We start from the raw sequence: 20,069 nt of genomic DNA on the forward strand, positions 1-20,069 counted from the left end.
AATTCAAAAATATCTTTTGCTACTCCTACAAGTGCATCTTCTATTCCTAATAAAAATTTAATTGTAACACTTTTTATTGTTATTAATTCTTTATTCTTATTTCAATTGTTATTTTCATTTAGGTTCTCGTTCCCCTATCCCCCCGTTCCTCTTTCCAAGTTCCATTATTTATTTGTTTCATATTTTTAATTCTTTTTATTTTTAAGTGAGACTCTAAATTTTACATTTAGCTAGTCGAACTTACACCTACGAATGCATATGAGTAGTGTGTTTCCTTTTATAGCTTTTCCCCTACATATTACTTGTTCAGAATTCCCCTCGATTTTAAGTGGAATTGTTGAGCCTAGGAATTCCTTTGCTTTCAGCCTTCGGTATACTTTCATTCCTTGTTATCCTAGATTGTAAGGTTATTCAATCTACTATTTGCTCTATTTAGATTACTTATTCATCAACTCATTGAAAAACAGTTGATTTAGCCTTTATTTACAGCTTTTTAGTCTTACTGCCACTCTTATTCACACTTTCTGAAATCTCTCTTTTCTGATGTGCTATCGTTGCTTTTTGACGTATCTGTCTCAATTGATATATTGTATTTTTCAGCTCTCTGTTCCAGTAGATGATTTTATTATTTATTATCTTTCTTCATTACTTATTACTTTACCAATTATTTATTACTTAATTATCTATTCTTTATTCTTTGATACTCACTTATCATTTTTTATTAATCAATTCTCTCTTATCAATTCCTTATCTTTCAGCTTATGGCGTTAGTGTAATGCTTGTTATCTTTACTATTGAAAATATTAATATTATTATCTATATTACTATTACCAAGGTAATTGAATGTAAAAAAATATCGACACTTTTGTAGTATCGACATTTCAGTTACAACGATATTTTCTTGTGCTTTAGGTTGAAAAGGGAGATAGGTGATAAAGATTTAGAAAGTATTTTTAATTTCATCAACTAGAAATTACTTTTCAATTTTATCTGCCACTCTTCCCCCTTTGCCCCTATTCACTGCATTATTAAAATTATGCTGTATTAACTTTTCCTTGTTTTTATTGATTTTACTCTATTCTACTATTTCTGTTTTTTATGCAGTCATAGCAACCTTAATTCTGTAGTCAGTAAATATTACTTTTTATTTATCTAGTTCAGAATTACTTTTATCTTCTTCTGCTATCCATGATAAAAATGCACTATCTGAACCACCCATTTTAACAATTTTTTCTTTATGCATCATAACACCAAAATCATGTTCTTCATCCCATAAACACATAAAATGAAATCCTACATATGCTACACCTTCATTTTCAATATTTAAAATATAAATTCTTTTAGGATTCAATATATTCTTAAAATCTATAATGTTATTAACATTAGGCATGTATTCCTCTAATTCATCTTCATCATATCCATATTCTTCTTGCATAATCGGATATCTTTCCATAAGTTCATTTAAAATTAAACTAAGTAATTTTTCTTGGTTAGATATAATATATTCATATGCTAATTTATGTCTATCTTCAATTTTTTCTACTTTTGAATCACCACCTAAATTTAAATCAATATATTTAACATCCTCAAAAAAATTACTCCATGAATTTAATTGAATTTTTCCTCTCCAGATTCCATTTATAAATTCAACATTTGGTATTAACATTTATATTCCTCCTCGTTTTATGGTCTTATTCCTTTTTTTATAAGTGAAGCTCCTCCTGTATGTCTTACTGTACCATGTAAATCACTTGGAACAAGTATTAGAGTTCTACCATCTTCTACATGATGCCATGTGTAGCCTTTAGGTGTACTCGTAAATCCTGCTGCTTCATTAGCTTTAATGAAATCATAATAAGCATCACCTTCAAGATTATTAACTGTAACTTTCTTGATACTATAAGGTTCAAAATTGGGGAAACCCTCCTCGCTAAATTTAACTCCATTTGGGTATTTTTTAGCTAAGTCTCCAGTTAACTCGTACGTTTTACCCGCATACTTTTTATTTATTATTCTTATACCATCTAAATCAGCTTTAGCCGCCCCCTTAGATCCTCTAATAGAATCTACTATCCTTTCAACTCTTTCTCCATTTTTTATTTTATTTGCTATTTCTGGAAGATATCCCATTATAGATTCTGCTATTCCATCTGTCGCTACTATTATTAGTATCTCTCCTACTATTCGTCCTATTGCAACTCCTATTACTCCATCTATTGGATGACTTACAAATTCAAACAATTATTTCTTAACTAAATATAATTTTAGTTAGTTCGACTTGCTGTGTCCACTACTTTATACTAATCATTAGCATCATATATTATATCTTTACAATACTTGTTATCTTTACTTTTAAATCTATTTTAATACATGAAAAGAGATTAATGCTCCAGCCACTGAAACATTAATCTTTTTTAATTTTTTTGTTGCCCCTAAAGCCCATGTTTTAAAATGTATTAGATTATTTATTCAACTATTTAAAGTTTAATTTATCTTGTACTTTTATTTTTAGGGCTTTATGGGCTTTTTACTTGATTAGCTGCATTATTAATATTATGCAGTTAAGTTGTTTGCTATTAATATACTAAATGTAAACAAATTAAGTTTAATACTATTTTATTTTGGTAGTTATATTTATATTTTAATGTATCTAGTTTGAAATATATCCAGAAACTTCACTTATCTCTTCTTTTAAAGCTTTTAATTCATCTTCGTTTAAATTATACTTTGATAAATCTAATATATTAAAACTTTCAATCTTCTTTTTTAAAACTTGTTTAAAATCATCACCTAATGGTTTTCCACATCTAGCAAATCTAGTAGCAATTGTTATAAGAATAACTATTTCATCAAGTTCATTCTGTGGTTGATCATAATACATACATTGCGATGCTGCAACATCATAAGCGCTTCCTTGTTCTATCCACATGTAAAAAGACTCCAGAGTTCTAAACTTACTTTCATAAAAATTGTATTTGTTCATTAAATATAACCTTCTTTCTATTTTTTTATCTTATATATTACTTTAATATCTATGTTAGAATATATTTTTAAAAATTGAAATATTTAACTCAATTTTTAAATCTTTTATCTCTTCGCAAAGAATTTCATATTCATCTTCGCTTAATTTAGACTTAATATCAATATTATTAAATGTATTAATAACTTATTTTATATAGTTCAAGTGATATTTAGATACAGTTTTTATTTTTAAGTGAGACTCTAAATTTAAAGTGGACTTACTCTAACACCTGTGTATAGAATTAACATTACAATTATCTTATTTCTTTTATCTAACTCCTGTATAAAGTAGTAACATTACAATTACCTTATTTCTTTTAGTTACCTTTGACTCATTCTGAATGTAGAAGAGTATTCTATCAACCTCCTTATCTGAGTAAACTTCCACTTGTTTCTCTGAACCATAGGCTATCTTCACTCTATCCTTAGAATTTTCTACAACTATTTCTTTCATATCTCCAGTAGCTACAAGGTATCTATTTAGTGCATTAATGCTATTAATCTTTTTATTGATTGTTGCTACCTCGTAACTATTCTCTACCAGAAAGTTCTTATAGCTTACTACGTAGAATCGTTGTAGCGTACCATTGAATTCAACTCCTTTAGTTCCTAGAAATTCTTTAAAAGCTTTAATATCTCCAACATAACTTTCAATTGTTTTAGCACTCTTACCATCCTCAATTAGACTTATCTTAAAATCCTCAATTAATTGACACATCATCTTTACTCCCTTCAACTTCTTTAAATAGAAAAAGAGTTAATGCTTCCTTGATTAGAAACATTAACTCTGTTATCAGATTTATAATATATATTTATAATCTATTTTAAATTCAGTTGATTTAGCCTTTATTTACAGCTTTTCAATCTGAATGCTACTGTTATTCACATTTTATGAAATCTCTGTTTTCTGATGCCTTATCATTGCTTTTTGATGTATTTATCTCTATTGATGTATCGTAATTTTTAATCATTTATTTCATTGAATGATTTTATTATTCTACTTCTTCATTGATTAGATTTTCTTTAATTGATATAGTTATTAAATCTCTTTAATCAATTTCTTTTATTCTATCACTTGATTAATTATCTTTTATCACTATTTATATTTATTATTATTTTTAATTGAAATAGATTTTTTTATCTATTTCAATTCTTTTAAGTCCTTACGCCCCCTACCCCCGTTGCAATTTCCTAGTCCCTAGTTCCAAGTCTCTAGTTATTCTACTCATCTATCTTATTTATATGTTTTATTCTATCAATTCTTTTTATTTTTTAGTGCTTTTATCCTGTATATATTATTGTTCTGAATTCCACTAACTTTCAAGTGGAATTATTGAGCCTAGGATTTCCTCTGCTTTCAGCTTACGGTATCTTTACAAGACTTGTTATCTTTACTTTTAAATCTATTTCACTACATGAAAAAAATATTAATGCTTCAATTACTGAAACATTAACCTTTTTAAATTTTCTTATTGCCCTTAAAGCCCATGTTTTAAAATGTATTAGATTATTTATTCAACTATTTAAAGTTTAATCTATCTTGTACTTTTATTTTTAGGGCTTTATGGGCTTTTTACTTGATTAACTGCATTATTACAATAATGTAGTATGTTCTTATTCTTAATCAGTACAATATATAATTGAAATTGTCGAATTTACTTTCCTATCTGATAGCATCAAATATTTTGCAGTCAAAATTATAAAAATTTTGCTACCAGCAGAAACTACTCTTCTGAATCCCACACTTCTACAAATTTGAACCCCTGTAGTCCACCTTCAATAACTCTATTTCTAAAGTCATCAGATACAAATACAGTTCCATTAAGTTGATTAACTATTTTAAAAATATGTTGTTTTTTAACTACTTCAATTTTAAAATAGTACTTATTAACACTTAATATTCTTTTTCCATCTCGCATATATTCTACATCTGATTTTTCATAGTTAATAGCCTCAATATGATTAGTAACATTTATTATAAATAATTCCTGTAAATCATATTCTATTGGAAGAATTTCAGCATATCCTTCTAGTAAATCTTTTAAAATTGTTACTGCACTTTTGGAGAAAATAGGTTTACCAGGTGATAGATACGGCATATCTCCTTTTTTCAATTTACCTCCATGTTCAATAAGACATACTCGAATAGGTGTCCAATTATCTTTTAGGCTCTTTCCATTAAACATATCACCAAAATCAATCCAATTAAGATTATTTCTATCATCTAGTGTTATATGTTCATAATGATTAACGTCTTCTTCTAATGACCATATTTTCATTACGTGCCCTCCTTGTTATAACGAATTAAGTTTAAGAGTACCATTTAATAATTTTTTTCTTAGATTATTAAGTACATCAACGATATCATCCGCAGATTGTGGCTTAACATCTATTATTGCCTTAGCCACATATCTAGCATAATCCGCAGTATGTGAACCTCTATGCACCGTTTCACTTCCTGCATATGGTAAATCAGGTGCATCGGGTAAGAATACACCATTACTTGCTGAATTCAAATCAACCCCATATCTCTGCATTATTGCTCTTACTTCGTTTAATTCAGGTACATCCATTCCTTCTGGGATAATGTGATGTGCTTGATGTTTATATGGTGGTGTTATCACTCCAGCATCCTTTAATTCGGCTCTTAGTATGTCAGATGCTGAACCTGAGAATTTGCCAGACACCTTCGTTTTGTTTGCAACCTTACTAAAATAGAAATCTGCAATCTCATCCGCAGTTTTACCAGAATACTTCCATATCCCTTGAATAACTTCTCTATATGCTGGTCTAGCTGCTTCCGCAACATCATCAGTCTCTCTTATAGCATATGTTATTCCATTACCTAGTTCAACAACAGTTACATCGCCTAGTGAAACAACCTTCTTTATTTGAAATGCTAATTCATCAATAGAGTACTTCAAAGTATACTTTAACTTAGAAACAGCTTCTGCCGCCCCCTTAGCTCCTCTAATAGAATCTACTATTTTTTCAACTCTTTCTCCATTTTTTATTTTATTTGCTATTTCTGGAAGATACCCCATTATAGATTTTGCTACTCCATCTGTTGCTACTATTATTACTATCTCCCCTACTACTCTTCCTAATAATCTAGCTTTTTCATTTAAATTTGAATCTATAAAGTTCTCTACTGCATCTACAATAATTTTATCTAATATTAGAGCTTCCTCACAACTTGGATTGCTTCTTACTTTATTTAGAAATAAAATTCCTTTTGCTGCTCCTACTACACCATCTATTGGATGGCTTACAAATTCAAAAATATCTTTTGCTACTCCTACAAGTGCATCTTCTATTTCTAATAAAAAATTAATTGTAACACTTTTTATTGTTATTAATTCTTTATTCTTATTTATTTTATTGAAGTAGACTTTAGATCTATTTCAATTATTATTTTCCTTTAGGTTCTTGTTCCCCCCTATCCCCCCGTTCCTCTTTCCGAGTCCCGAGTTCCTATTTCCAAGTTCCATTATTTATATGTTTCATCTTTTCAATTCTTTTTATTTTTAAGTGAGACTCTAAATTTTACATTTAGCTAGTCGAACTTACACCTACGAATGCATATGAGTAGTGTGTTTCCTTTTATAGCTTTTCCCCTACATATTATATGTTCTTAATTTCATTAACTTTTAAGTGGGATTATTGACCTTAGTATTTCCTAGCTTATCAGCTTACGGTGGTTTTGTAATCCTTGTTATCTTGGCTTTTAAATATACTTCAGTAGAAAAAAAGATTAATGCTTCAATTACTGAAACATTAACCTTTTTAAATTTTCTTATTGCCCTTAAAGCCCATGTTTTAAACTGCATTAGGTTATTTATTCAACTATCTAAAGTTTAATTTATCTTGTACTTTTATTTTTTAGGGCTTTATGGGCTTTTTACTTGATTAACTGCATTATTACAATTCTGCATTCACATTATAATTAAACCTATTATTATAAATACATATATTCCCTGCATCTTATAACACTTATTCATATTTATAATCTTATGCAGTAACTTTTTAATTTTTAATGCATTAAGCTTCGAAATCAAATACTTCTGTAAACTTAAATCCTTCTAATCCACTATCTTCTATTAGATTTTTAAAGTCATTATTAACAAAAGTACTTATTTTAATAACTCCATCTAAATATATTTTAAATATAGGTGCTTTTTTAGCATTTTCATTAAAAACATACTTCTTTACATCAACAATATACTTATTCATCAATATTTCTAATTCAGATTTATTATAATCAACACAGTCAATTATATTAAGATTATTTAATACATAAAATTTCTGATTTTCTTGGCTGTAATTTAACGATAAAAATTGAATGTAATTCTTATAATTGTTGCTTATTATTTCTTTCCCTCTTTCACTCACAATTAAAGAATATCCACCTGACCAAAGATGAGGACAATCTCCTATAGGTTTATCCGCTTCATGTACTTCTACTTCTAATTCATTCCAATTACTAACTAAATCACCTTTATCAAGCTTTTCCTCTAATATATTCTTGTCATCTTCATTTTTTAAGTAAAAGCCTGAATAGTCATCTACATTTTTATCAACTCTCCATATTTTCATAAAATCACCCATTCTCTTAGTTTCTAATTATGAACCTTTAGAATTCCATTTAAAAGGTCTTTTCTAATATTATTCAATGTTTCAGACATAATCATTTTAGCATCATTAACACTTAAATTCTTGCTAACTATAAATTTATCTGCTTCTTTCAATCGATTTTCAACTTGTAAATAATATTCAGCCGAATGTCCTCCATTATGCATAGCTTCAGTAGTAACATATGCATTCTTCTCATAAGGTAATAGAACTCCATTAGATGCCGAATCAACATCTATTCCATATTTTGAAAGTATTCCTCTTGAAACACTAGCTTTCTCAGCATCCCATGCAACAATATGATGACATGCATTTCCATAAGGTGGCGGGGTAATACCTTCAGCATATAATTCTTTTCTTAGTATATCAGCATGAGATTCACTAGCAGTATGTGAGACTTTCAAAGTAGTATTATGCATAACCTTATCATACTCAGCTATTCTTTCAGTCATTGATATAACTCTACTTGTATCTTTTGCAATTTCACAAGCAGACTCCTCTAGTCTACCTGCAGACCTTGCTGTACTTTCTAGCTTATTAATATCACTTATCTCTGACTTGCTCATATAATAAAATGCATCATCACTAGCTCCAGCTAAAGCAGGTTTATATGCTATTCTATCTCCTAAATCTATTATACTATCTTTTACATAGTTTAGGAAATCACTTGAAACAGTTCTTATCTTAGAAACAGCTTCTGCCGCTCCCTTAGCTCCTCTAATAGAATCTACTATTTTTTCAACTCTTTCTCCATTTTTTATTTTATTTGCTATTTCTGGAAGATACCCCATTATAGATTCTGCTACTCCATCTGTTGCTATTATTATTACTATCTCTCCTACTACTCTTCCTAATACTCTAGCTTTTTCATTTAAATTTGAATCTATAAAGTTCTCTACTGCATCTACAATAATTTTATCTAATATTAGAGCTTCCTCACAACTTGGATTGCTTCTTACTTTATTTAGAAATAAAATTCCTTTTGCTGCTCCTACTACACCATCTATTGGATGGCTTACAAATTCAAAAATATCTTTTGCTACTCCTACAAGTGTATCTCCTATTCCTAATAAAAAATTAATTGTAACACTTTTTATTGTTATTAATTCTTTATTCTTATTTATTTTATCTTTTCAATTCTTTTTATTTTTAAGTGAGACTCTAAATTTTACATTTAGCTAGTCGAACTTATACCTACGAATTCATATTAGTAGTGTGTTTCCTTTTATATATTTTCCCTTACATATTATATGTTCTCAATTCCATTAACTTTTAAGTGGAATTATTGAGCCTAGGATTTCCTAGATTATCAGCTTACAGTATCATTTAATCCTACTTATCTTGGCTTTTAAAAGTATTAGTATTATTTCAGTAGTATTTTCTACATTACCTACTATCATCGTAATTCAATGTAAAAAAATATCGACACTATTGTAGTATCGATACTTCTATTACAACGATATTTTCTTTTACTTCAGGTTGAAATGGGGATAAGGTTGTAAAGATTTTAGAAAGTATTTTTAGTTTTAGCAACTAAAAATTACTTTTCAATTTTATCTACCACTCTTCCCCCTTTGCCCCCTATTCACTGCATTATTAGAATTATGCAGTATTATATTTCTATAAAAATATTTATTTTACTACATTTAATAAATTCTAACTATTATGTATTTAGATTACTATTATTTTTGAATCTAGCTATAAGTTAGTTTATTTTATTCTTTCTAACTCATCTTTAACTATTTGTATATTATTTTCAGATTTTTAATATCATTTTTCTAATTTATTATACTGATATTCTATAGTTTGAATATCTTCTTCTAAGTATTCGTACTCAGAAGTATTTAATATTTTTTCTACATTCATTGCTTTAAATAAGATAAGTACCTTTTTTATATTATCAATGTCGTATTGTGTTAATTCAACTTGATGCCTTATTTTTAATCTAATTATTTCTGATATTGATATTATAGATTCTATAGCCTCACTATTTATATATTCATCAAATGCTTCATAACATATTCCAGCCGATTGCTCAAAAGAATATTTATTTTTTAATATTTCACTATAAAAACTATCTGTAATTAAATATTTAAGTTCAAAAAAATCAATATTCATTATTTTCCTCCACCTTTAGTTTTATAAATTACTTCAATATTTATATTAGGATACCTTTCTTGAAATTGCTTAATTACACTTTTACAACTAGGACAACAATCTAAATCTGTATATAATTTTATTTTTCCATAAGCTTTAGTATTATCCCCTAATTTATTAGCTAATTCATTTAGTATTTTAAATTCTGTATCTCTACTTCTATCCCATGCTCCAGCTCCATTAATTTCATTTCTTTCATTAACCTCTAAGGTATCAAATACTCTTTTATCTTGTGATGGTTCAATAGATATGTTACTTAACTTTTCTCTTTGCAATGGATTTTCAATACTGTCAATATCCTTTATCCCACTGTGTGCAAAAAATTCCTTTTTATCTATTCCTTCAATATTAACATCTGCATAACCAAAATTATATTTTCCTCTGATTTTTTTAGGTATATTTTTTTAACTTCTTTCATTTTATCTAAAAATTCAGAATCAGTTAACTCATCAATAATTCTTATATTAGCTTCACTTACCCCCTTAGTTCCGCTAATAGAATCTACTATACTTTCAACTCTTTCTCCATTTTTTATTTGCTATTTCTGGAATATATACCATTATAGATTTTTCTACTCCTACTACACCATCTATTGGATGACTTACAAATTCAAAAATATCTTTTGCTACTCCTACAAGTGCATCTTCTATTCCTAATAAAAATTTAATTGTAACACTTTTTATTGTTATTAATTCTTTATTCTTATTTCAATTGTTATTTTCATTTAGGTTCTCGTCCCCCTATCCCCCCGTTCCTCTTTCCAAGTTCCATTATTTATTTGTTTCATATTTTTAATTCTTTTTATTTTTAAGTGAGACTCTAAATTTTACATTTAGCTAGTCGAACTTATACCTACGAATTCATATTAGTAGTGTGTTTCCTTTTCTATCTTTTCCCTTACATATTATATGTTCTTAATTCCATTAACTTTTAAGTAGAATTATTGAGCCTAGGATTTCCTTATCTTTCAACCTACACATATCTTCCATCCTCGTTTTACTGGCATCTAAAGTCACTAGCCTTAATTAGCTAGTAAGTTCTTTATCAGATACTTATGTCTGTAGAACTGCTAAAAAAATAATGAACTAGCCTACTCAACTTTCAGCTAGTTCATTTCATCTTCTCACTGCATTATTACAATTATGAAGCATGTTCTTATACTTCATCTATACATAATATCATTGAATTTAGCCATTTTACTTTCCCATCTGATAGTATCAAGTATTTTGCAGTTAAATTCGTTAAAATTTTGCTACCAGAAATTACTCTTCTGAATCCCATACTTCAATGAACTTAAAACCTTCAAGACCACTTTGAATAACCTTGTTTCTAAATTCATCAGATACAAAAACCTTACCTCGTGGTTGCTCTACTATTTTAAATATATTTAGCTTTTCAATCAAATCTAGTTTGAAAACATATTTACTAATAGCTTTTATCCTATCAGAGTCTCTATATCTTAATATCTCAGATTTTTCATAGTCAAGACAGTTGATTACTTTTATGACATTTATAATTTTGTAGTCTCCAATGTCACAATCCGTATCCAAAACCTCAACACAACTACTAAACTGACTCTTTAAAACATGTATAGCTTTATCACTAAAAACAGGAACTCCTGGAGAAAGATATGGCATATCGCCTTTCTTCAATGTCCCTCCATGTTGAATCAACTTTAATTTAAGTGGTTGCCATTCTTCTCTTAATTGCTTTCCTTGGAACATATCTCCAAACTTAATCCAATCTTCATTACTACCATTTACAAGTGTGATATGCTCATATACATTAACATCTTCTTGCAAATCCCATATTTTCATATCTAAACCTCCTTATAGGGAATTTCGATCTGTTAAGTTATATGAACATTGCTCTTCTCAACTCTAGGAAATACAATAAGTTTGACAAGAACTAATTTCCCCCTAGAAAAGGAGAGAAGAACAATGAACAAAACAAATATTAAATGTCCTCGCTGTCATTCAAATAAACTATATAAGTTTGGTTTAGACAAGCAGGCTAATCAAAAATATCAATGCCAAAATTGCAAGCGACAATTCGCTCCTGACAAAGTCAGTAGCCGAGTTTTAAAAAACTATCCTAGATGCCCTGAGTGCGGTAAAGGCACTTACTTACATCATTCCTACAAACATTATAATCGCTATAAATGTAATAATAAAAAATGTAACCATATTATAGTTAATCATCATTCTCTTAATATAGATAATGCTTCTAGCGAAGCTATTACCAGCTCCCTTTCTATGAAAGGAATGCGTTTTCCACTTCATGTTATATTAACTACACTCACACTCTATTTTTTAAATAATTCATCAACAAGGGCTATTTCTCAATTCTTGATGATTAACTCTGGAATTAAGGTATCTCATGTTACGATAGCCAGTTGGACTAATAAATTTGCACCTTTCTTTAAACAAAAGGCTGATAAATTTAAAGCTAGTTTAAACCTACAATCTGACGATTGGCACGCTGATGAAACAGTAGTATTTATTAATGGTGAAAGATACTACTTTTGGTTAGCTATTGATTCAGAAACTAGATTTATTTTAGCATTTCATTTAACTAAATCTAGAAGTTCTGATTCAGCGTACACATTGGTAAATGAAGATAAAAAATTTGGTGAACCAGTTAGTTTTATAACTGATAGATTACCTTCATATAATGAAGCCGTGGCTACGCTATTGCCCAATACAACTCATATTCCTGTAGCTCCAATGTCTAGTGATATAAATAATAATTTAATTGAATCATTTAATAAAACATTTAAAGCCTGGTATAAAAGCAAGAAAGGATTCAACTCTTTTCAGAAAGCTAATAACCTTATATATTTATTTATCTTTCACTATAACTTTATTAGACCACATGGATCATTAAATAACTGTACTCCAGCAGAAGTTGCCGGCTTCGCCAGCGATAGCTTTGCTAAAAACTCTTGGTTTTCAGCATCTTAATTAAATTTAATACCTTTGATTAACCTGCAAAAAATCAATGCTATTGTAGGCTTATTTGCCATACAATAAAACATTCAAACTTATATAATTTTCAAAGAGCCAGCAATTCTATGAAAAATCAAGCTATTTTTTCATATCAACTTAACAGATTCGAGTGTAACAAAATTTTATGAAAAGATTCCCTTTAAAGTCAAGATTATTTTAAAGAAAGATTTTAAATATCTTGTTTCAGTATTTTTTCAGATAAATTCACTTAAAGTAAAGCATTGAAACAAGTAAAATCAATACTTTCCATATTAGTATAAACCCCGTCTCAATTACTTCTAATTGAGACGGGGTGGTATGTAATCTGGCTACATTCCTATACTAATAGGTGCATTTATTACTGCTGTAGCGGAAACATCATAGCCTTACAGCCGACATTAAAGTCTAACATCTCATTACTCTCTTTAATAAGTCATAAAATACCTTAATTTATTCATTAATTCCTTTGTATTTGTAGTTTACATGCTAGAGAGAAAGCATATATTTAATTTGCCTTTTAGTCTAAATTCCTTTAGTTTTAACTAAATATTTTTTTGATTTATCTTATACTATTATTATACTACGTCTAAATTCCTTTAGTTTTAACTAAATGCCTTTTATTATTAAAATTCTTCATTAAAACTAATAAATGCCATCAGTATTAATAGACTATATTATTAATTGTTTTAATTTCAAGTAAAAATAATTTTTTTTAACTAAAAACCACTTCTAAAATTCAATTAGAAGTGGTTTTAATATTAATTATTTGAATTTTAAAAATAAATTTTTAAAACTCTGTGTAAAATACTTATACATTTACTTTGTTTTCTACTATATATATTCCTCCAACTTTTAATTGGATTAAATCTATTACCCTTGATATTTTTCTTAAAAATGCATCCTTTTCCTCTTCATTTTCAAACCCTTGATATTCAAAATATATATCATTGTCAACAAAAAGGCTATCATATGTATTCTGAATATCATCAAGTATTTCTTCTATTTCTGTTTCATTTTTCAATTCGTCAATTAATTCATTACATATTAATTCTCCTTCTTCATCATATGCCCATAAAGGGCAACATTGGTAATCTAAAAATATCTTTATCTTTTTCATTTTTCTCCTCCTAAGGTAATGATTTTGGATTTGCACCTACTATAAATCCATTACTTCCTACAGTAATCGCAACGCCTTGTGTTTCACCATTAAATGTGACCTTATATATTGGTCTTCCAGTTCCCTTTCCTTGGTAACCAACAATTTCCCCTTTATTTAATGCTGTCATAACTAAATCTGTAATTTCGTCTTTTGCAATCCCTTTCTTTGCAAAATCATCTGCATGATTCATAACATGATTTAATCCTGCCTGTGAATTACCATTTTCTAACCACACCAATTTCCCATCTGGTGTTTTTGTAACAGCAACTAAATCATCTGCATTGTATTTTACACCACTATTGGCCAATTCGTCTAAAAATTCTTTAGAATTCCAATTAGTTTTACTTACCCCCTCAATCAAATGAAAATTGATTAAAGGCTAAGGTGATAGCCTAACTACCACCTTTAACTTGCTATTCTCTCATGTCTATATTTCATAACATACTCTGTCTTATTTTTCATCATCCCAAAGATTATATTTACTAATCTTCTCATTATACATATCAATGCTTGCACTTTAGTTTTACCTTCTGTTAATTTTCTTTGATAATACTCATAAAGAATTTCATTTCTAGGAATTTTAGACTGCTTTGAGATTTGAATTTGTTGAATTGCAAGAAAATATAATACTCCATTTAAATTTCTATTTCCTTGTTTACTCTTCTTATCTTTACCTTTACCAGCAGAACTAAATCTTACTGGAGCAACTCCAGCATATTGTGCTAACTTTTCAGCACTTTTAAATCTGTTTATATCACCTATTTCTAATATAAGTTGAGCAGCCGTTACTGTTCCAACTCCCGTTAAAGTTTCTAATTTATAATCTAAATTACTTATTATATCTTTAATTTGTTTATTTAATTTTTCTATTTCTTCTTTATAGTATTTTAGACTTCTTACATAACTTTTTACGAGTTCATCTCTACTACTTTGATATTCTCTAAAGGTATCTCCATCTCCTTCTATTAATTCTAAAATAGTTGTTGCTTTTTTAGTTGAGCAAGAATTCTTACTTACTTTTCGCAAGAAATTTCTTAATTCAATTACAGTTACTCCTTTTAATGTTGTCGGAGAAGGATACTTTTCCCAAAACTCTAATGCAGTACTACCATCAATATTAGAAAAGAACTTTTTATAACTTGTATAATTCTTAACTAGTTGCTCATGTAGTTGTATCTTAGCAGTAGTTGCTGATTTTACTAAAGAATCTCTTCTATAAACAAATTGCTTTAATGTCCAATATAAATCATTTGGCGTAACCTCTGGTAACTCATTTAATTTTCTTATTAAAACATCTGCAATGCATTTTGCATCCCAATAATCATTCTTCTTAGTTGTAGCATGATTTTTTCTTTCACTACTTGAAAAAGAAGGGTTCACTTCTTTTACAGTATAACCATTTTCTTTTAAGAAAACGGCTAGTGATCTACCATTTCCACAAACATCTTCTAATCCCCAAATAGGTACTAACCCATATGGAATAACTTCATTTATTTTTCTATAACCTTTGGGTATTCAGAGATTTTACTTTCAAATGTAAAATCTCCTAAAACCTCTGACCAACAATTAATTATAACTATTGTATGTTGTTCCTTATGAACATCTGCTCCTATAAAAACATATTTTTGCCTATCTCTCATAGCCATCACTCCTCTTTCAAATTTATTATCTTAACCTCTTTAATACTCCCGGGAATATCTCAAAGGGAATTATCTATATATAACATCTTTTCAAGAAAAAGTGACAACCTCAATCACAGCGTTAACTATTTATAGTTCGCAAGGGGGCGACAGTCTATCAATTTCTTGAAAAGTTATTAACTAATTCATTCACAGATTATATGAATCTTTTTTCTTTTTTCAAGAAATGAGTCGACATTTCTAATTTTTATTTTTAATTAAGGTAAATCTCTGTTATTTCCACCCTAAAATATCCAAGTTCCTTAGAGACTTTAAGCCTTGCATTATAATCATCAATACCTTTATTTCTTAATTCTCTATACCTATTTTGCGCATAGGCATGTCTCAAACCGTGGAATGTTAAATTCTTATCGCTATTATTAAATTCCTTATTATAATTATAAATAAACACTTGTAAATTATTTATAACCTTATGTGTCTGTTCCTCTTTATTTATAAATACCTTATCACCATTCTTTGTATTACCACAAAGGCTTTGTACTAGTTCCTTATTATGAATTGGTATATTTCTAACTAATCCACCTTTACCTTTTACAGTTAAAATTCCTTCTTTCAATGCATTAACTAATTGGCTTTTATCAAGCCTTGCTACTTCGTGAATTCGAAGTCCTTGTGAATATGCAAGTTTCACCATATTAGCATATCTAACTTCTTTGTTTTTCTCTGCATATTCAATAAATTTTTGAACTTCATTTTCACTCTAAGCCTTGTTGCATCCAATTCTATCTTCCTTTGTTCTATGCTCTATACCAAGTTCCTTATTAGTAGATAGCCTTTTACTATCTCCACCTTTTACATCAATAAAATACCTTATGGCAGATAAATTAGTTGTAATATAAGATTTTGAATAACCACTTTCTTGCATTTGCTCCACATAAGATTGCAAGTGTTTATTCTCTATCTTATTTAAGTTTTGTTTTTTAAATGTTTCTGCTAAAAACTTAGCAAAATGATTCATTCCATCCTCATATCTATGCCTAGTTTTTATGCTACCTTGTCTTGTATGTATAAATACCTTATCAATCTGATTACTTAAATTCCTATATATATTTAAAGTTTTTTCATCCATTTCAAAATTCCATTTATCATTCATAAATACCACCTCCCTTAAAGGATTTATTGATATTGTATAAATTCTTTCTAATGAATTTCAAATATATTTTTAGACATAATTATCCTAGTGCCAATTACTACTGTTTCAGTAATTTTTCTTTTGACAAAACCTATTCACATTAGTAATATCAATACTTTCGTACACATTCCTTCTATCGTCTCAATTAACAATTGAGACGATAGAAATACCTATTAAATTCTAAGTTGTTTAGCAATGATGCTACATACCTAAAAATAAGGTGAAATCATAATTTCTGTAGCAGTAATGTCTTAGCAAACCCTTGCTGACCTAATGTCTGACATTCTTATGTTCTTTAATTATTTTTGTTATTAATTCCTTAGTAAAATTATTTAAAATCCCATATTATAAAATCCCTCCATATATAATTTATTAATTCCATTTATCTTGATATATTTTATTTAAAGATTATTATAATTTTGAAGAAAAAAACACTTCCGAATTAATTTAGAAGTGCTTTTGATCCTACTTATTTAACTTTATATCAATATTTTTTAATTGTTGCTCCATACTCCAATTATTAGGTTTCGAATCTTTGCTAAACCATTCGCCATCCGATTCTATCCATTTATTCCTATATCTTATTATATTTTCTTCTGTGCAGTCTTCATATCCAAACTCAATTCCACAACAATCACAAATATCAAATGATGGTCTTCCATTTTCATCTCTTGGTGGCTCCTCTAAATTAGGGTATCCACATACTGGACATGTATATTTCTCCATTTTACTCCTCCTAAACATCTATGCTTAATTAATAATTACAATCTGGACCATTCCAATAATCTAAATTAGTACCTTTACCATGAATTTGTGGATTCAATTTATGGTATGTTCTAATAACGCCCTCCTTAGTTACTATACTAAATTCATTTGTTTTATTATTAAACTTCAATATATCTCCATTTGACGCAGTTCTAGATAAAACATTTTTACCACTTGAATCTATAAATTCATTTGCTAACTTTAAATAATCATCTTTTGTAATATTTCCGAACTCACCTTGTTTAATAACATGCTTATCAAAATGTTTATCAAATTTTTTCTCATTACTGAAATTAAACTTATTACGATTACCTACCCCCTTAGATCCTCTAATAGAATCTACTATCCTTTCAACTCTTTCTCCATTTTTTATTTTATTTGCTATTTCTGGAAGATACCCCATTATAGATTTTTCTACTCCTACTACACCATCTATTGGATGGCTTGCAAATTCAAAAATATCTTTTGCTGCTCCTGTAAGTGCATCTTCTATTCCTAATAAAAATTTAATTGTAACACTTTTTATTGTTATTAATTCTTTATTCTTATTTCAATTGTTATTTTCATTTAGGTTCTCGTCCCCCTATCCCCCCGTTCCTATTTCCAAGTTCCATTATTTATATGTTTCATCTTTTCAATTCTTTTTATTTTTAAGTGAGACTCTAAATTTTACATTTAGCTAGTCGAACTTACACCTACGAATGCATATGAGTAGTGTGTTTCCTCTTATAGCTTTTCCCCTACATATTATATGTTCTGAATTCCCCTCGATTTCAAGTGGAATTGTTGAACCTATGATTTCCTTGCTTATAACTTAGAGTATCTTTCACCCCTAGTTATCTTGGCTTTTAAAAGTATTGGTACTATTTCAGTAGTATTTTCTGTATCTCCTACTATTACAACATAATTGCATAAAAAAATATCGACACTACTGTAGTATCGATACTTCTATTACAACGATGTTTTCTTTTACTTTAGGTTAAAAGGGGCTAAGGTGATAAAGATTTCAGAAAGTATTTTTAGTTTTATCAACTAGAATTTACTTTTTAACTTTATCTGCCACTCTTCCCCCTTTGCCCCTTACTCACTTCATTATTAAAATTATGAATTTAATTATTTTGTTGCTATTGTTAGTCTTACTATACTTTTAAGTTTAATCCATTTATGCAGTTACTTTACTTTGAGTTTTGCAGTTACTTCTAAATAATACTTGTTATTTTTTGTTACACATTTAACGCTAATTATTTAACCTTCCAAGAATCCAAATTCATCCTATAGGCATTTATACTTTTTATAATGATAAATATTATATGGTTGAGTAACGTTTCATTTTTCTTAAAAAAAACTCACAAGCATCTGCTTCTGTATCAAATACATTTAATCCAGATTTATGACCTCTCTCACTATAGTAAACTTGCCATGATTCTTCCTTAACAATACATAATTTTTCATTAGGAAATCCACCTATCATTAAAGAGTATAGCTCTTTTGGAACTCCTATTTTATTTAATTCTTTTTCCAACTCAACTATTGTCATTTTATTTTACTCTCCTTATTATTCCCGCATCTAATAACTCATCTATTATATCTGGTAACACATATTGTATACCTCCACCAGTTTCATTAAACCACGGTGCAATCTCACCAGCCTTTACCTTCATTGGCTTAATAACTTCAAATACACTATATGGTTTTAAATCTGTTCCTGGTGCTAATGCTCTCTGACCATAAGATATTCCTTCTGGCGAAGCGAAAGAACCATAATCAGTTCCATATCTATCAATTTTTTCTCCTGGTTTTAAAGTTACTTCATAAAATTTACCATTAAGAAATCCATCTATATTTTTATCTCCATGTTGACCTGGCCAATTTATTTCACCTGTTGTTTGATTGTAATACTTAGGGTTATCAAATACATCTTTATACTTTAAATATAGTTCTTCATCTGGAGCGTATTTCCAAGAACTTAATTTTAATTTATCAGCTTCACTTACCCCCTTAGATCCTCTAATAGAATCTACTATCCTTTCAACTCTTTCTCCATTTTTTATTTTATTTGCTATTTCTGGAAGATACCCCATTATAGATTTTTCTACTCCTACTACACCATCTATTGGATGACTTGCAAATTCAAAAATATCTTTTGCTACTCCTACAAGTGCATCTTCTATTCCTAATAAAAATTTAATTGTAACACTTTTTATTGTTATTAATTCTTTATTCTTATTTCAATTGTTATTTTCATTTAGGTTCTCGTTCCCCTATCCCCCCGTTCCTCTTTCCAAGTTCCATTATTTATTTGTTTCATATTTTTAATTCTTTTTATTTTTAAGTGAGACTCTAAATTTTACATTTAGCTAGTCGAACTTATACCTACGAATGCATATGAGTAGTGTGTTTCCTATATATATTTCTACTACATATATTATGTTAACAATTCCACTAACTTTCAAGTGGAATTATTGAGCCTAGGATTTCCTCTGCTTTCAGCTTACGGTATCTTTACAAGACTTGTT

Annotated in this window: 22 protein-coding genes and 2 pseudogenes; 2 read left to right on the forward strand and 22 right to left on the reverse strand. The window is 28.5% G+C overall.

All coding sequences use genetic code 11. The annotated features are described in order from the left end of the window. Nucleotides 1-1,144: 1,144 nt before the first annotated feature. The 6 genes from CP523_RS16195 to CP523_RS05570 all read right to left on the reverse strand — a co-directional run bounded on the left by CP523_RS16195 (nucleotide 1,145) and on the right by CP523_RS05570 (nucleotide 6,065). The gene (locus tag CP523_RS16195; RefSeq protein ID WP_205687135.1) at nucleotides 1,145-1,666 is read right to left on the reverse strand and encodes a DUF6985 domain-containing protein; all 522 of its coding nucleotides are present in this window, start codon (nucleotides 1,664-1,666) and stop codon (nucleotides 1,145-1,147) included. A gap of 17 nt (nucleotides 1,667-1,683) precedes the next feature. Further along, nucleotides 1,684-2,241, reverse strand: coding sequence for an HNH endonuclease signature motif containing protein (locus tag CP523_RS05550; RefSeq protein WP_227909565.1), 558 nt, complete (start codon nucleotides 2,239-2,241; stop codon nucleotides 1,684-1,686). 409 nt (nucleotides 2,242-2,650) lie between these two features. Then, on the reverse strand, nucleotides 2,651-2,983 hold the full coding sequence (locus tag CP523_RS05555) for a hypothetical protein (RefSeq protein WP_162925953.1): 333 nt from the start codon (nucleotides 2,981-2,983) through the stop codon (nucleotides 2,651-2,653). A gap of 306 nt (nucleotides 2,984-3,289) precedes the next feature. Then, a complete protein-coding gene (locus tag CP523_RS05560) occupies nucleotides 3,290-3,739 on the reverse strand; it encodes a tyrosine-type recombinase/integrase (RefSeq protein ID WP_227909564.1) in 450 nt (149 codons plus the stop codon). Nucleotides 3,740-4,745: 1,006 nt separating this feature from the next. Next, nucleotides 4,746-5,300 (reverse strand): imm11 family protein, encoded by a 555-nt coding sequence (locus CP523_RS05565; RefSeq protein WP_120140630.1) that lies wholly within the window; start codon nucleotides 5,298-5,300, stop codon nucleotides 4,746-4,748. A gap of 15 nt (nucleotides 5,301-5,315) precedes the next feature. After that, a complete protein-coding gene (locus CP523_RS05570) occupies nucleotides 5,316-6,065 on the reverse strand; it encodes an AHH domain-containing protein (RefSeq protein WP_120140631.1) in 750 nt (249 codons plus the stop codon). A 157-nt stretch (nucleotides 6,066-6,222) separates the two neighbouring features. Between CP523_RS05570 and CP523_RS05575 the strand changes: the two genes are divergently transcribed. Next, nucleotides 6,223-6,411, forward strand: coding sequence for a hypothetical protein (locus tag CP523_RS05575; protein WP_120140632.1), 189 nt, complete (start codon nucleotides 6,223-6,225; stop codon nucleotides 6,409-6,411). Between the two features lie 302 nt (nucleotides 6,412-6,713). Here the strand turns inward: CP523_RS05575 and CP523_RS16200 are convergent, their stop codons facing one another. The 7 genes from CP523_RS16200 to CP523_RS05605 all read right to left on the reverse strand — a co-directional run bounded on the left by CP523_RS16200 (nucleotide 6,714) and on the right by CP523_RS05605 (nucleotide 11,627). After that, nucleotides 6,714-6,851: a hypothetical protein gene (locus tag CP523_RS16200; protein WP_207666561.1), complete on the reverse strand. Its 138-nt coding sequence runs from the start codon at nucleotides 6,849-6,851 to the stop codon at nucleotides 6,714-6,716. Nucleotides 6,852-7,062: 211 nt separating this feature from the next. Then, nucleotides 7,063-7,617 carry an imm11 family protein gene (locus CP523_RS05580; RefSeq protein WP_120140633.1) on the reverse strand — a complete coding sequence of 185 codons (555 nt, stop codon included), beginning with the start codon at nucleotides 7,615-7,617 and terminating at the stop codon, nucleotides 7,063-7,065. Nucleotides 7,618-7,640: 23 nt separating this feature from the next. Next, on the reverse strand, nucleotides 7,641-8,444 hold the full coding sequence (locus CP523_RS05585; protein WP_120140634.1) for an AHH domain-containing protein: 804 nt from the start codon (nucleotides 8,442-8,444) through the stop codon (nucleotides 7,641-7,643). 979 nt (nucleotides 8,445-9,423) lie between these two features. Beyond that, nucleotides 9,424-9,771, reverse strand: a complete 348-nt coding sequence (locus CP523_RS05595) for a hypothetical protein (RefSeq protein ID WP_120140636.1) — start codon at nucleotides 9,769-9,771, stop codon at nucleotides 9,424-9,426. Continuing rightward, nucleotides 9,771-10,208, reverse strand: a complete 438-nt coding sequence (locus CP523_RS05600) for a deaminase domain-containing protein (protein WP_120140637.1) — start codon at nucleotides 10,206-10,208, stop codon at nucleotides 9,771-9,773. Before CP523_RS05600 ends, CP523_RS05595 begins: the two co-directional genes overlap by 1 nt. Nucleotides 10,209-10,965: 757 nt before the next feature. Next, nucleotides 10,966-11,091, reverse strand: a complete 126-nt coding sequence (locus CP523_RS16465) for a hypothetical protein (protein WP_265586020.1) — start codon at nucleotides 11,089-11,091, stop codon at nucleotides 10,966-10,968. Further along, nucleotides 11,073-11,627, reverse strand: coding sequence for an imm11 family protein (locus CP523_RS05605; RefSeq protein ID WP_120140638.1), 555 nt, complete (start codon nucleotides 11,625-11,627; stop codon nucleotides 11,073-11,075). The genes CP523_RS16465 and CP523_RS05605 overlap by 19 nt, the downstream gene beginning before the upstream one ends. Before the next feature lie 123 nt (nucleotides 11,628-11,750). Between CP523_RS05605 and CP523_RS05610 the strand changes: the two genes are divergently transcribed. Next, complete coding sequence (locus CP523_RS05610; RefSeq protein ID WP_120140639.1) at nucleotides 11,751-12,773, forward strand: IS6 family transposase; 1,023 nt, start codon at nucleotides 11,751-11,753, stop codon at nucleotides 12,771-12,773. An 832-nt stretch (nucleotides 12,774-13,605) separates the two neighbouring features. Here CP523_RS05610 and CP523_RS05615 read toward each other — a convergent pair. From CP523_RS05615 to CP523_RS05650, 9 genes and pseudogenes are all read right to left on the reverse strand, one after another. Then, nucleotides 13,606-13,914 (reverse strand): hypothetical protein, encoded by a 309-nt coding sequence (locus tag CP523_RS05615; protein ID WP_120140640.1) that lies wholly within the window; start codon nucleotides 13,912-13,914, stop codon nucleotides 13,606-13,608. Between the two features lie 10 nt (nucleotides 13,915-13,924). Next, on the reverse strand, nucleotides 13,925-14,317 hold the full coding sequence (locus CP523_RS05620) for a hypothetical protein (RefSeq protein WP_205687131.1): 393 nt from the start codon (nucleotides 14,315-14,317) through the stop codon (nucleotides 13,925-13,927). 44 nt (nucleotides 14,318-14,361) lie between these two features. Further along, nucleotides 14,362-15,596, reverse strand: a pseudogene (locus tag CP523_RS05625) (IS110 family RNA-guided transposase). A 253-nt stretch (nucleotides 15,597-15,849) separates the two neighbouring features. Further along, a pseudogene (locus tag CP523_RS16330) lies at nucleotides 15,850-16,341 on the reverse strand (tyrosine-type recombinase/integrase); the annotation flags it as partial. A gap of 15 nt (nucleotides 16,342-16,356) precedes the next feature. Then, nucleotides 16,357-16,749: a site-specific integrase gene (locus CP523_RS16335; RefSeq protein WP_227909563.1), complete on the reverse strand. Its 393-nt coding sequence runs from the start codon at nucleotides 16,747-16,749 to the stop codon at nucleotides 16,357-16,359. A gap of 504 nt (nucleotides 16,750-17,253) precedes the next feature. Further along, nucleotides 17,254-17,514: a hypothetical protein gene (locus CP523_RS05635; protein ID WP_120140641.1), complete on the reverse strand. Its 261-nt coding sequence runs from the start codon at nucleotides 17,512-17,514 to the stop codon at nucleotides 17,254-17,256. A 28-nt stretch (nucleotides 17,515-17,542) separates the two neighbouring features. Then, nucleotides 17,543-17,956: a hypothetical protein gene (locus tag CP523_RS05640; RefSeq protein WP_120140642.1), complete on the reverse strand. Its 414-nt coding sequence runs from the start codon at nucleotides 17,954-17,956 to the stop codon at nucleotides 17,543-17,545. Nucleotides 17,957-18,859: 903 nt separating this feature from the next. Beyond that, nucleotides 18,860-19,090 carry a hypothetical protein gene (locus tag CP523_RS05645; RefSeq protein ID WP_120140643.1) on the reverse strand — a complete coding sequence of 77 codons (231 nt, stop codon included), beginning with the start codon at nucleotides 19,088-19,090 and terminating at the stop codon, nucleotides 18,860-18,862. A 1-nt stretch (nucleotide 19,091) separates the two neighbouring features. Continuing rightward, entirely contained in the window at nucleotides 19,092-19,634 is a 543-nt protein-coding gene (locus CP523_RS05650; RefSeq protein WP_120140644.1) for a TNT domain-containing protein, read from the reverse strand. Between the last annotated feature and the right edge of the window lie 435 nt (nucleotides 19,635-20,069).

Source organism: Clostridium septicum (genome assembly GCF_003606265.1).
In the GTDB taxonomy this organism is placed as follows: Bacteria; Bacillota; Clostridia; order Clostridiales; family Clostridiaceae; genus Clostridium; species Clostridium septicum.